A 15,612-nucleotide genomic window follows, 5' to 3' on the forward strand; every position below is an offset into this window, starting at 1 on the left:
TTTTTTATTGAAATGATTACATTAACTACTTAGTATATTCAATTTTAACACCATTTTTATTTAACAAAAAGTAATAATCTGCATTTCTTATTGGCACGCAGCCTTTTACATTTTCATATAAAAAGGTGTGTATTATACCACTGTAAACGTCGCAAAGTGTTTTATTATCATCTGCTTTCTTTGTAATTAAAAGCAGACTGCTGTGGTTTCAAATGCAAATCCTGCTGATTAAAAAATGCCATTAAAGAATATCCACAACCGTGAAATTCTACTCCTGCAATTTGATAAAAAGGAACATTTGTACAAAATCAAAACATTTATAGCTGAATTTGAAATACCATTTTCATCATCAAGTTTAACTTAGCTTTATAAAAGTGCTCATCAAAACTAAATATTGCTGTAAACTATTACCTCACGAAAAAAGAATTTCTAATCCTTACTTACTGCTTCGGCTTAGTAAAAATTATTTCTTCTTTAAAAAATGCTGTTAGTATTTATACTGTTCGGAAATAAAAAAAAACATAACACTGCCAAAATAAAAAAAATGAAAATTAATACGCATCTACTATAAAAACCACAAGCTTTTTTTTAACTGGCTGATACATTCCATGTGAAAAATTGCTGATTTACTAACTCAACCAAAAACCGTTTAATTATGAAAAAAAGTTTACTTGCTTTACTTTGTGTCTTTTCTTTATTAGAAACAAAAGCACAAGATTCTAGTTGGGTATATAACTTTGGGGTTACCGCCTCAAGTCCATATACATCTACAACTTACAGTTCTACTTATTTGCCTGCACCAATGGCTGGCGGCGGCAATGCCAGCGTAAAAGCTTCGTCAGCTGCTGAAGGCGTTGTCGAACTCACCTCTTCTAATTTTGCGGGAGGTACTGGAGCCGAACTTAAAATAAATGGCGGCACTACTGTAACGGGTGCCAAATTTGCTCTAGCTCCTTTTACAGCTTCTAATGTTGCTGCTTTTGAATGCAAAATCAATATCAGCTCAGGAACTAATGGCAGATTCTTATTGTATTTTGGTAATGGCAGTAATTTTAACAATAGCAGCGGAATAAGTTTACCGCAAACATTTGCTGCCTTGAGATTATCTCCTGCAGCAACTACTGTTAACCTCGATTGGCTCTCATCGGCTGCAAGTCCAAACTATACAACAACCGGGCTTTCTCAAACGACAATTAACAAAAACCAAGTTTATGTTCTGAAGTTTTATATGAACAACAGTAATAGCACTGCATCATACGTAACAGGAAGTGGTTCAAGCATGATAACGCATAATCTTCTGGCGGGTACTTATGATATTTGGATTGATACTATAAAAGTTATTACTAATGCGGATCCTGGAACAGGTTTGCTTCCGCAGGGCACTAACATCAGCGGAATGAATTTACTGAATGTAGGCGCAGGATCATCGGCTCCTATATTGTATATTGATGATATTAGTTATTCTAATTTTTTAACCGCTGCACCTCCAACACCTCCTGCAACGATTACCAATACACTTGTTAATGTAGATTACGAAAGTGGTACAGTAAACTCTGGTATTCCAAATTTAACGACAACTCATGCCACCGCTTCTGACGCAGAATACTTAGTAAGCCCTGGTCGTACTGGCAATTATGCTATTGCTCATCGTGTAACGATAGGAGACGATGGTTATTTTTCTGATAACCATTGGCGCAGCGAAGCTGCTACTGCTCAAATGTTTGCTGATGGAAAATACTACCCTGGAGATGAACGTCGTTTTGAAGTTAGTCTGCAACTGAAAGATTGGGAACCTTATACATCGGGTATGGCTCAAAGCGGAGATATTATTTTTCAAGGCAAACAAAGTGGAGGCGAAAACCCTGCTTGGTATCTAAGTGCGAAACGTAATAGTATTACTTTCCGTATACCCAATGATAATATTGAGCCATCTATTATAGGCGATTTTCGTCCATACATCAATCAATGGATCGACTTTAGAATAGACGCAAAAATGACAACTGATGCGACTGGATATTATAAGGTTTATTACAGGTTACCAGGTCAAACTGATTATACTTTGGCTTGGCAGGTGAATAATTTTAGAACTTTCAATCAGGATGTTCCCGAGACTAACCCTTCTGGATACTTAAAATGGGGATTATACCGCCCTGGGCAGTCTATTACTACTGACCCACCCAATGTTGCAACACGTATTATTTATCATGATGATATAAAGATTTTTGAACTTAATAATAATAGTGCACCAATACAAATTTGGGGTAATACTTTTACAAGTACTCCTGTTGACTTTACGGCGCCTATTACAGCAGGAAATACAACGAATGCTAATATCGCCAGCGATGGAAATGCAACACCCAATTTTTATTATGGCACTAGTGGCGGACTTAATACCGCAGGTCAAATTGGCGGTCGTGTTTTACTAAATGGGTGGACTAATAAAACAACTGCTTCGGATCCTGCTACCGCTCTAAATCTTAATCAATATTTTGAGTTTAAGGTGCAGCCTAATAATGGTTACAAAATAGATTTTTCTAACCTTAAATTTACAGCGAGAAAAGGAAATGCAGCTGATCCAAGCACATACGTTATGAGATCCAGCGCAGATGGTTTTACAAGCGACATTACAGCACCTCAATCTTTTACTGGAACTGCTGCTACATTGCTTACCTATGACTTAAGTCCTTTATCGAATATTAAAACTCCAATCACACTTCGTTTATATTGGTACAGCTCTAACAAAACTTCTGGAAATCCTTTAGTTGGCATTGATGATTTTTCGTTCAATGGTCAGGTTAAGCCGACATTTTATGTTCCTGCAAAGTCCGATATTGTCACGAGTACTAATACAGGCGTATCTACATACACCGTTCAAGCGAATGAATTTGATATAACAGCATTGAACAACTGCAATACTATTACTTATAACTATTTACTTACTGGTGCAACTTCAGCCACTGGCGGCGGTTCATTAGCAAATAAAGTTTTTAATAAAGGGAATACCACTGTTACTTGGACAGCAACCGATGGATGCAACAGCAGTTCAACCTCTTTTATGATTACGGTTAATGATACAGAAAAGCCAATCTTTACTGTACCGGATGCAATAACGGTGAGTAATGATGAAAATCAATGTGGTGCGGCATTAGTATTAACCCAGCCAATGGTTACTGATAATTGTTCTGTAGCAAGTATTACCAATAATGCACCAGCCATATTTCCTCACGGTGCAACAACTGTAGTTTGGACTGCTGTCGATGAAAATGGTAATACAGCTACAACTACACAAACCGTTACTGTAATTGATACAAAAGCTCCAACAGTAAATTCAATTGCTTCTGTTGCTCTTTGTTATGAGTCAAACGGTAGCTATAACATTCCATCAGCAACGGCATTCGATAATTGCACTATTAATACTGTTACTTACGAAATTACAGGTGCAACTACAAGAAGCGGAAGCGGATTGGATGCCTGCGGAAATTTTAACTTAGGGACATCTCATATAATATGGACAGCTACCGATAACGCAGGAAATAGCAGTACAAATACAACAACTGTAACTATTAACAGCGCACTCTCTGCTAATATTCCTGATGTTTATGCTGTAAATCCTGGTGGAAATGCTAATACAATTTATTTAGGATATGGTCCTTCTTCATTAACACTTACTGCCGCAGCTTCAAACGGAACAGCTCCTTTTACTTATTTATGGAGTAATGGAGCAACAACAAACAGTATTTCAATAAATCCTTCGACAGCAGGAATTCACGATTACAGTATAACCATTACTGACGCATTAGCCTGCCAAGTCACTATAACAAAACAAATACTAGTAACTGATATTCGTTGTGCTGACAAAAAAGTAACAGTATGTCATACCAATAATAAAAGTCTTTGTATTTCGACTAATGCTGTTGCTGCTCATTTAGCACATGGTTGTTCTCTTGGTTCATGCGAAAACACTTCTACTTTAAGTGCTTCTTCTTTTAAAATTGCAGAACAGCAAATCGATGATTTTATGGTAAGCGGATCACCAAATCCAACAAAAACCGAATTCCAAATAAACATCACGGGAGGAGACGACAAGCAAAACATTGTTATTAATGTTTTTGATCTTTTAGGAAGAAAAATAGATACTGTAAAATCAGGTTATGCATCAGCCATAGCGTTAAGAAGTAATCTAAGTCCGGGAACATATCTTGTAGAAATACGCAATGGAAGTAATGCTAAAACAATTAAGCTTGTAAAACAATAAGTTAAGGACTAAATCGTAAACTTTATAAAAAGAAAGCCATTCGATTAAATTAAGAAAGGGATAATAGATGTACTAATTTAATACATCCGTTATCCCTTTCTTCTTCCAAAAAACAAAAACAAAACTAAATCTCGATGCCGCTAAATCAAAGAAAATTGCCACACCAATCTTAATCTTACTTATTTTATTACGATCGTTTTATTCTCAGTTCCAATGCCAATTATCTTTAAAGATTTCCATTTTTCAGGAAGTAAGCCTTTGTTGAATTTCAATCCATTATCCGTTTGTTCAACACCTCCAAAACCGTAAATAACAGCTTGCAGCATTGCGCCTGCTCCGGTAGCAAAATACGGATTGTTACTATTAGCCGATTCTGAGAATACTCCGAATGGCGGACGACTGTTAGGTAAATACGATTTTACAAAATATTCATATGCCTTCTTTCTATCTCCTAAACGTGAATACAGAACGGAGAACACGCCAAAAGTCATTGCAGGCCCATCTTTTAAATCCACTTTTGCAGCGTAGTAATCTAAATCTGCTTTGATTTGTTTTTCATCATTTACAACATGCAATGGATACGCTAACAAATTCACGTCAGCTTGTTTTGTTGCTTGCCCTTTATACCCTTTATAATTTTGGGTAATTCCATTTTCATTATGAATTTTTAGCTTATTTGAAATTTCAACCCACTTTGGATTAATTGGCTCATTCAATATCTCAGCAGCTTTTATCGTATTTTTTAGTGATTCAATCGCAGCTCCATTTGTAAAAGCATTATCATCAACATTTAAAGCATATTCATCAGCTCCAACCACATTTAAAATAGAATAACTATCATCTGTATTTTTGACCACTCTGCTAACCCAAAAATCTGCGGTTTCTTTTATTACATTCCATTCTTCACGTAACCATTTTTTGTCTTGGGTCAGGGTATAATAATTCCAAAAAGCAATAGAAACATCTGCAGTAATATGTTGTTCAAAAATACCCATTGAAGCACTCGTAGGTGTAGCTTCTTCGCCTGTATCATCAGATTCCCACGGATACATTGCTCCTTTGTAACCATAAATAAAGGCTTTCAATTTTGCTTTCTGCAATCGATCAGATCTGTAGTCTAAACACGATTTTGCCAATTCTGGCTGTAATGCTAAAAGCGATGGGTACATCCAAAGTTCTGTGTCCCAAAAAATATGTCCGTTGTATCCTTGAGATGATAATCCCATAGGCGAAATACTTTGTCTGCTTCCTTCGCGAATAAAAGAATATAAGTTATACAAGGCAAACCTAACTCTTTGCTGTGCATCTAAATCTCCTTCTATTTGAATATCTCCTGTCTCCCATAAATCAGCCCATGCTTTTTTATGTTTTGCAAGTAAATTATCTATTCCCTCTGAAAAAGCATAAATAGCTTGGCGTTCTGCTTCGTTTACTGGATCTAAAATATCTTTAGAATTACAAATCCCTCCAGCAACTACAAAACGATATTTTTTTCCTTTTTGTATTTTTCTTGAAAAACCTGCTTCCGATCCATTTTGTGACACTACTTCTGCGTTGCCATCAAAAAGAAAAGTAGTAGAAGCTGAAACCGTCCATTTACCAGTATTTGTCTGAGCAATAGTTCTAAAAAGAGGTATTCCGTAGTTCTTTTTCTTCATCACTCTAAACTCGCTTTTGACTGTCTTCATCTCTTCTGGAACATTCATATAGTTTGATGCACTAATTTCAATATCACGCATCGGAACAATCTCAACAACTGCCATTGCTGAATAAGGCAATACTCTATTAGCCAAAATGGTATACTTAATTTGGGCTAAATCTTTAAATTGAAACGAAGTGGTACTTGTTCCCTCTTTCATTGAAACTTGTTGACTCCAATGATCGATATTAGTACCGTCGACCATTTGATTATCAATTGATAAATGCAGATTTAAAAACTCAATTCCTCTTACCACTTTACTAATTCCGTTTTTAGGATTAGGCTCGTAAACGCCATTTAGGATGATATCTTTAGTTTTTAGAGGGGTATCATCCGTAACGATTCCGATCTTACCATTTGCCATTGCAACTCCAAAATAATTTTCCCTCGAATTCGCAATCAAGTTCCATTCGTCTCCTTTTGTTTGTGCAGAAACAACAAAATTCACCAATAATAATACCGTCAAAAATTTTATATTCAAATTCATATTCTTGATTTTTAATTTATAATTAACCTAGCATACTGAATGTAATTTACTAATTACTTTTTATCTTCAATTATGCTTATCGCATAACCGCCGCCAGATGCACTTAATTGAGAAAGTTTTGATTTATTTGTTACTGTTATTTTTCGAATAGTGTAAGCTTGGGGATTGGTTTTGTAATTCGCATCCTTTCCATCGGCATAAATAGTAGCCGTGTATTTTTTTCCTTTTTCTAAAAAAGCAAAACTAATATTTGAAGTTCGAGGCTCAATTCCATTTACATTCCCTACAAACCAGTTATTGGTACCTTTGGCTTTACGGGCAACTGTAATATATTGACCCGGTTCTGCTTCTAGATAATTGCTCTCACTCCAATCTACTGCGACATCTTTAATAAACTGAAAAGCATCTGAAAATCTATTATAATTTTCAGGCAAATCGGCAGCCATTTGCAAGGGACTGTAAATAGTTACATATAATGCGAGTTGATTTGAGAGTGTACAGTTAGCGTGCGATTTATTGCGCGGATTAATTTTACTTATATCCATTTCAAAAATTCCTGGAGTATAATCCATTGGTCCGCCAATTAATCGGGTAAAAGGTATTATTGTTACATGATTTGGTTTTGATCCGCCAAAAGCCTCACACTCTCCTCCTCTTGCCGATTCGTTTCCAATTAAATTAGGATAAGTTCTGCAAATACCTGTTGGTCTCACCGCTTCATGCGCATTAACCATGATTTTGTATTCTGCCGCTTTTTCTACAGCATATTGATAATGATTTACAATCCATTGATTATAATGGTTTTCTCCTCTTGGAAGAATACTGCCTACATAACCGCTCTTTACAGCATCGTACCCATTATCTTTCATAAATTGATAGGCTTTGTCCATATGACGCTCATAGTTACGAACAGATCCAGATGTTTCATGATGCATCATCATTTTTATTCCTTTTGATTTTGCATATTCATGTATTCCTTTTACATCAAAATCAGGATAGGGAGTTACAAAATCAAAAACATAATCTTTCGAGCGGCCCAACCAGTCTTCCCAGCCTTCATTCCAGCCTTCGACTAAAACGGCATCAAAACCATTTGTTGCGGCAAAATCAATATATTTCTTGACATTCTCATTGTTCGCAGCGTGTCTTCCGTTTGGTTTCACTTTAGAATAATCTGTCACACCAAGTTGTACAGAGGGTAATTCATCAGTATATCTCCATGAACTTTTGCCTGTAATCATTTCCCACCAAACACCAACATATTTAATAGGTTTAATCCAGGAAGTATCTTCTATTTTACAAGGTTCATTTAAATTCAAAGTCATTTTTGAAGCTAAAATTTCTCTGGCATCATCACTCACAATAATGGTACGCCAAGGTGAATTTGCAGGGGCTTGCATATATCCTTTATCACCATTTGCATCTGGGGTTAACCAAGATTCAAATACCATATTTTTGTCATCCAAATTCAAGTGCATGCAAGAATAATTAATTAATGCTGCTTCGTGTAAATTGATATACAAACCATCGTTTGTTTTTAGCATCAGCGACGTTTGTACTCCGGTTAAAGAAAAAGGAGGCTGAGATAAATTTCTGTTTTTTGCTTTTAGAAAAAGCCCTCTGATTTCAGATAACTTCGAAGTGGTATAATCATATTCTTGAGTATCATAATCGCCCGGCATCCAAAAAGCAGTATGATCTCCGGTCATTGCAAATTGTGTTCTTTCTTCTTTTATAACAAAATAGGTCAGATTTTTTTGAGCAGGAAATTCATAACGAAAACCTAAACCATCATTAAACAATCGAAAACGGATAACTATTTGTCTACTCGTTTCATTTTGAATTAATGTTACCGCAAGTTCGTTATATTGATTTCGGATTGATGATACTTCTCCCCAAACTGGCTGCCAAGTTTCATCAAATGAAGAAGTCTTTTTATCCATTATCGTAAAATCATTCAATAATGATTTTTTGATGTTTTTATCTTCTTTAAGTTCAATCCCTAGTTTACTTGGCTTTACAACTGTTTTCCCTTTGTATGCTAAATTGTAAGTTGGAGTTCCGTCATTTTGTAATGCAAACTCCAAAATGAAATTTCCGTTAGGAGATTTCAATTGTTGTGAATTAGTAATTTGGAATCCTATAATAAAAAACAGAACTGTGTAAAGTATGTTTTTCATACTGTTTTATTTGAATTAACCTGTTGGGTACAATTACTTCCAACACATAGTAACATAGTTTTTATAGTCGAGAATTAGGCGTTTCACTTTTTTTAAACACACATAGCTGCGCTATGCGAAAGAAACGTGTTTGTATGTGTTGAATTATTTTTTTTGCAATTACACCCAACGGGTTTGAATTAGTATTTTTTTATTTGGATAGTTTTCTCGAAATGGTTTTATAGGGCAAAAAATAATAACCCCAATTACAAAAAATAAATGGGGTTATTTTTTAGACAAAAACCAAACTTTTTATCTTCTCTAATCACAATTGGAGTTCGTATCCAATCTTCGATTATCAAATTAATTAAGAAAACACATTCCTATTGGGACTAAAACTTATCCCAAAATATTTTAGTGCTCATTAAATCACCACCAATATCGCTAGATGCTTTGATATAATTGGTTTCGTTTTTTGTCTGCTCTGCACTCGGATAAAGATAACGTACAGGAACAGTCAAAATACCTCTGTTTACAGCTGCTTTAGGTGATTTTAAAATTGGAAAATCTAATCTTCTATATGATGTCCAAGCTTCAAATCCTCTGTTATAAAGTGCAAACCACGCTTGATTACCAATTTTTTCTTTGTAAGTTGCTCCACTTTGACTATTTGTATACGCTACTTTAGGACTTGCAAGGTAAGTTGTGATAGCGTTCGCCGCTACTCCCCAATCTAGCATCGAAGCGGTTATTGCCGCATCGTAATATGTTTTAGCTTTCGCAGAGCCTCCCGGAATTAAATTTTTCTCAGCTGCTTCAGCCAATAAAAATTGCAATTCAGAATAATCAAATAAAGTACCTGGAAATACTGGATTGTTTAACGTTGCCGTTATGTGTGAATAGGTTGAAAAAACATTGGCCTCGCCATAAGTACCGCCTATAAAAGTACGTCCTGCCGGAAGCGCAGGTGCTGGTGCTGTTGCATTTACAAAATACTTTGTCATTCTTGGGTCACCTCCAGGAACTACAGCATCCATTGCAGCAACAAAAGGTTCAGCTGGAATAAAATCGTTTCTATTACTGGTTACTAATGTATTGTATAATGGATTTTGATTTCCGGTAGTGGTTAAATAATTTAATTTGGTATTATCTGCATTACTTGCCAATGGACCAGCTGCAAGAGCTGACTGAACTGTTGTCGCAGCAAAAGCAGGATCAACATCTGAAATATTTACGGCTAATTTGATAATTAATGAATTAGCAAATTTTGCCCATTTTGCAGTACTTGCCGCATTTCCGCCATAAACAATATCTGCACTTCCAAAGTTAGCATTAGCTGAATTTGCTTTCAGTATAGCAGAGTCTTTTATTAATCTTGCTATAAGATCCATATAAATAGTTTTAGCATCATCATAGGCTGGTAAAGGAAAATTCTTAATATCAAGAGCCTGAGAATAAGGCACATTTCCAAAAGTATCTACCAGCATACTGTAGCTGTAAACTTCTAAAACATCAATAAGTGCTAATTTATTCTGCTTTACAGCAATATCAGCCGCAGCGGTTGAAGTTGGCGTATTTTCAATCATTGTCTTTGCAGCAGAAAAGTCTCTTAGCACATCTCTGTAAAATACAGTGAAACGCGCATCTGGAATATCTGGAATAACATATTGACTTGTTGAAGGAATTGTAGTTGATGCCCATTGCTGCGAAAACAATCTAAAAACCTGACTAGTTGTAACTATCTGATCAACTAATGCTTTTTGAGCACCAGTAAACAAATATTCTGGTTGTGTACTGCTTGGCTTTTTAGGATCAGTATTCATATCTGTAATATCTGAGCTGCACGAAAAAGATATGCTTACAATAGATAGTAATAAAAGTATTTTTTTCATCATTAAAATTTTAAAGTAAGGTTAAAACCAATGTTTCTAGTTGAAGGAAGTGAACCTCCAGAATAACCTGAAGATAAATTACCTGCACTAACTCCACTCTCTGGATCTGCATCAGGAAGATTTTTGCTGATTATCCATAAATTAGATCCAATTAATGAAACTCTTAAATCAGTCAATTTCATTTTAGATACAAACTGTGATGGGAATGTATAGCTAAGGCTTACTTCTCTTAATTTAACATAACTTGCATCGTATATATACGCTTTTTCTGGATTAGCTTTATAGCCGTAAATACTTCCTGCAACTTCTGGACGAGGTGTTCTGGTTGTATTTGGCGTACCATCTTTGTTTACTCCAGGAAGAATAAGTCCGCCTCCATTTGCAAGTGTATTTCTAATAGGATTTCCTAATTCGTTGTATCCTGCCGTCGATTCGTATAAACCTGTATGCTGACCGTATGCTTGATCTAGAGAATAAAGATCACCTCCGTGCTGCACATCGATTAAGAAACCAAACGAAACTTGTTTGTACGTAAATTTATTACGAAGTCCACCAATCCAATCAGGAGTAATATTTCCAATTACATTGTTTGTTGTAGTTGTCATTACATAAAGACCATTCTCTGTAACTTTTTGTCCATCTGCAGCATACACATAGTCTTTACCTACTATATCTCCATAAGGATGACCTACTTTTGCTACTATACCTATTCCTTGAAATCCCCCTATTGAAAGCGTTTCAATTCCAGGTGCTAATGATACAAGCGTATTCTCGTTTTTAGACCAGTTTAAAAATACATCCCAACTAAAATCTTTTGTTTGTATTGGAGTCACATTAAATTGTACTTCAATCCCTTTATTTTCAACTGATCCTGCGTTTACATATCTAGAAGAGTTACCAGTTGCAGTAGAATAATCTACAGGAAATATTTGGTCATTACTCAAACTTTTGTAAACACTTACATCAAATCCAACTCTTTTGCGGAAAAACTGCATTTCTAGACCAAGTTCTTCAGATGCCGTTTTTACAGGTCGTAAATCAGGATTACTGCTTCTGTTTGGTATTGAATAAATTTGATTTGAACCAAATGGATTAAACTTATCGTAAACATCATTTAACGAATACAAATCAATATTTCCTTGTGGATTTTCAGCATAACTTGCTCTCAGTTTTCCGAAAGACAACCAATCTGCGTTGATATGATTTGTAAAAACATAACTCGCCGAAGTAGAGAATGTATTTAATGAATTATTGCCTTTTGGTAAAGTAGAAAATGCATCATTTCGAACAGTTCCTTCTAAGTATAAGAAATCTTTGTATCCTAAAGAAACTGAAGCGTAAGAACTATTTACTGCTGAATTATTTTCTGTTTCTAACGGAAACGGCGAAGGATTTACTGAATTTGACAATGCAAAAATATCTGGAATTATAAGTCCTCCATCTGTTGAAGCAAGAGTTGAATTTGTTTTTGTTCTTAAGGTATTTAACCCTGCTAAAGCATTAACAGAAAAGTCTTCTCCAATTTTTTTATTAAAAGTTAGGATAAACTGATAGTTTTGCTCAGAAAACGAACCAACATATTTTTGATATCCTGAAGGAACATTTGCCCTGCTTAAACCAAATGATCCATTAATAGATCCTGTAGCTTTTCTTTCTTCACGTAACTCTGAGTAACTATCAATACTGGCTTTTCCAGAAGCTGATAACCAATCTGTAAATTTATAATCCAATTGACCGTAACCAATAAAACGGTTTCTCTCATCGGATTGGTAGTTTTTATATCGAGTAAAATATGGATTATCCATCGTTTTAGGAGCGGTGTTTCCATTAGCAGGATCTCCCATTAGCCAAGATATATTTTGTCCTCCTGAATTTTCAAAAACCTCTTTTTGTGATTTAAGATCTGCATTGGTACCCCACCATTGACGAAACCAACCTGTAATGTTATCTCCTGTATATCCAGAACTATTTCTACCAACGGTACTTTGTGTCATGTAATTTGCAAAAACACTCGTAGATAATTTATCTGTAAACTTGTGATTTAACTTGATACTTGCATTGTTTTTCTTTAATTCACTATTGGGTAAAATACCAGTCTCTTTAAAATTATTGTAATTTAAAATAAAGTTGGTTTTATCATTAGCGTCTTCAAGTGATATTGAATTATTGAATGTTGTAGCGGTTTGAAAAAAGGTAATAGGACCATTTTTAGCAGCTTGCCATGGTGATTTCTGTCCGTATTTTGAAGAATATGGACTGTATGATTCCCATGTATAAACAGAAAGATTTGGATCAAAAGCCACACCATAAGAAGCATCATCGGTTGTGGTTACCACTTGATTACCATTTTTATCTATCGTAAAAAAAGCTCCTGTTGGTCCTACTGGTATTCCTTTTGGATTACCTGCTGCATCATAACTAGGTCCATAACCTTGCCCGTATTTGTTTTGGTAAACAGGAAAAGTTTTTTTATCGACAGAGCCTACACTAAATTCACTTGAAATAGTTATTCCCATTCCTTTAGTCGCTTTACCTTTTTTAGTGCTGATCATAATAACACCATTACCGGCCTGCCATCCATACAAAGCGGCAGCCGCTGCTCCTTTTAAAACGTTTATCGACTCGATATCATCAGGATTAATATCCATCGCTGCATTACCATAGTCATAAGTGTTTCTTGCTCCTTGCGAAGCTGTACTTGAATTTACTGTTGAATTGTTAATAGGAATACCATCAATTACAATAAGCATTTGATTATTTCCGGTAAGGCTTTTTACTCCTCTTGAAATTACATTTGTAGAACCTCCAAAATTTGTGTTTTTTCTAATATATACTCCGGCAGCTTTTCCAGAAAGATCATTAAGAAAGTTCCCGCTTGCAATACCAGCTGTTAAATCGGTTCCTTTAACTTCTTGCGAAGCATAACCTAAGGCTTTTTTCTCTCTCTTTATTCCTAATGCCGTTACCACAATATTATCAAGCTGTGTGGTATTTTCCTTTAATTGCACATTTACAATTACTGAGCTGGCTGGTTTCTCTTGGGATACCATTCCGATATAGCTAAATTCTAATATGGCGCTATTATTTGCAACTTCTATAACAAATTTACCATTGAAGTCAGTTTGCGTACTGTTCTTAGTTCCTTTTTCAGTAACATTAGCCCCAGGTATAGGTATTCCGGCAATATCTGTAACTGTTCCTGTTATTTTAATTTTTTGTAAAACTGAAGTAACATTCTTAGGCTTTTCTTTAATAATTACTGTATTATTTTTACCTATTACAATATCTATGTCAGCATTTGCAAGACTTTGTTTTAAAAGATCATTGGTTTTTATAGTTCCTTTTTTTAAAGTTACCATAGGAAGTCCTTTAAAAATCCCTTCTTCATAAAAGAACTTATAATCGGTTTGCTCCATAATCAAGTCGAAAACTTCATCGATAGACATTTTTTTATTTTCTTTCACTTCAATTTTTGATTGTTGTGACAAAACATTTTCAGGAGTCAGGGCAAAAAGTGTTGTGCAAAATAAGAAGATGAATGTTCGCATAATATTCATTAATAGCCCCTTTCTAAAGTAAAAATGGGGATGCTTAAAATTAATTTTCATAAATTTGTCATTATTTTTTAGTTAAAAAATTTAATTAATTGATAATTTGATAAGGGGATAGAGTTAGTACTTTGGTCGGTTAAACTCTATCCTTCTTTTTTTACTTCATAGGCGATATTTTTATTTTGGTTATAATTAGTTAGTAATTTTATTTTCTTCTTTATTTAAAACAAACTTCTTTAAGAGAATCAGTACTACTATTTCAAGCGTTTATTTTATCATTAAAGTCTTATCTTTAATTTCATAACTGTCAATTGTGGTTGATTTCATAATTGACAAAATCTCTTCAAGCGATTGTTTTTTATCCAAACTTCCTTTAAACTGTACGTTTTCAAGCTTTTTATTTACAAAAACCACATCAACATCGTACCATCTTGATATTACTTTCATAATTTCTTTTAGTGGTTTTCCTTTAAAACTAAACACGCCGTCTTTCCACGATATTTCGTTATAGGCATTCACCGTTTTAATGATAGAAGTGTTATTTTTAAGATCTAGATTTAATTGTTGATTTGGAGATAATCTTAATTTCTTGTTTCCTGTTTCAACATTCACTTTTCCGTTTACCAGCGTTGTATACACATTTGATTCGTCGTTATAAGCTTTTATATTAAATTCAGTACCCACAACCTCAACTTTCTGATTTTTATTATAAACCTGAAAATGAGCTCCTTTATGTTCCGTACTTTTTGACACCTCAAAATAGGCTTCACCATACACTAATTCTACATCTCTTGATGCTCCTTCGATAAATGCTACAGGAAATTTTAACTGAGAAGCAGAATTTAACCACACTTTTGTGCCATCTGATAGTTTTATAACAAATTGACCGCCTCTAGGGATTGTTAAATAATTATAAACCAGTTTTGATGGATTTTGTTTACTGTCTTTGTAAATAATCTCGCCGCCGTTAATGTGTGCATTTTGAGTTTTAATTGGAGTTCCTTTTTCTAATGCTATCTTCGAACCATCACCTAAAGTTAAAGTTGCTTTATCAGTTCCAGGTTTAATATTCTCAATATCATTCTTTACAACGACTGCAGGAATTTCAGTTGACGTGCTGAATATTTTATCCTTGTATAAAAAAGTTACAGCGAGTAAACTTGTCACCATAGCGGCGGCAGCGTATTTAAACAAAGGTTTTTTACTTAATCTAAAAACAGGTTTCTTATTCTTCTCTTGATACTTAGCTTCTAATTTTTCCCATGCTTTTTCCGTATCAATTTCTGAATAAGAGTCAATTTTATCTACTAAATTTTTAATTTTAATTTCCTTTACAAACGAGTTTTTTTTAGCAAAATCTTTCAATTCTATTTTCTCAGAATTGGTTAAGACTTTTAACTTTCGTTTGATTAGTAATTTGGAAATTTGAAAAATATCTATCATCCTATTGTTGATTTATTATAGAACAACTGATATCCCAAAAGGTAGTATTGAAAAATTTACTTTTTTTTCAAAAATTTTTAAAAAAAATAATTTTTACTAATTTTAAATTAATTTACTTAGTAATTT

6 protein-coding genes are annotated in these 15,612 nt (G+C 34.4%); 1 reads left to right on the top strand and 5 read right to left on the bottom strand.

Going from position 1 to position 15,612, the window contains the following annotated elements:
- The first annotated feature begins 655 nt into the window (after positions 1–655).
- Positions 656–4,255, top strand: coding sequence for a heparin lyase I family protein (locus tag BOW55_RS19160; protein ID WP_129025914.1), 3,600 nt, complete (start codon positions 656–658; stop codon positions 4,253–4,255).
- Positions 4,256–4,434: 179 nt separating this feature from the next.
- Here BOW55_RS19160 and BOW55_RS19165 read toward each other — a convergent pair whose 3' ends face one another.
- The 5 genes from BOW55_RS19165 to BOW55_RS19185 form a co-directional block, all read right to left on the bottom strand.
- On the bottom strand, positions 4,435–6,441 hold the full coding sequence (locus BOW55_RS19165; RefSeq protein WP_129025916.1) for a glycoside hydrolase family 65 protein: 2,007 nt from the start codon (positions 6,439–6,441) through the stop codon (positions 4,435–4,437).
- A 53-nt stretch (positions 6,442–6,494) separates the two neighbouring features.
- Positions 6,495–8,621, bottom strand: a complete 2,127-nt coding sequence (locus BOW55_RS19170; protein ID WP_129025918.1) for a glycoside hydrolase family 97 protein — start codon at positions 8,619–8,621, stop codon at positions 6,495–6,497.
- A gap of 371 nt (positions 8,622–8,992) precedes the next feature.
- Complete coding sequence (locus BOW55_RS19175) at positions 8,993–10,492, bottom strand: SusD/RagB family nutrient-binding outer membrane lipoprotein (protein WP_241686621.1); 1,500 nt, start codon at positions 10,490–10,492, stop codon at positions 8,993–8,995.
- Between the two features lie 2 nt (positions 10,493–10,494).
- Positions 10,495–14,040, bottom strand: coding sequence for a SusC/RagA family TonB-linked outer membrane protein (locus BOW55_RS19180; RefSeq protein ID WP_164975072.1), 3,546 nt, complete (start codon positions 14,038–14,040; stop codon positions 10,495–10,497).
- 270 nt (positions 14,041–14,310) lie between these two features.
- Positions 14,311–15,486, bottom strand: a complete 1,176-nt coding sequence (locus BOW55_RS19185; protein ID WP_129025924.1) for a FecR family protein — start codon at positions 15,484–15,486, stop codon at positions 14,311–14,313.
- Positions 15,487–15,612: the final 126 nt, after the last annotated feature.

This window comes from Flavobacterium sp. YO12 (assembly GCF_004119495.1).
GTDB lineage: Bacteria > Bacteroidota > Bacteroidia > Flavobacteriales > Flavobacteriaceae > Flavobacterium.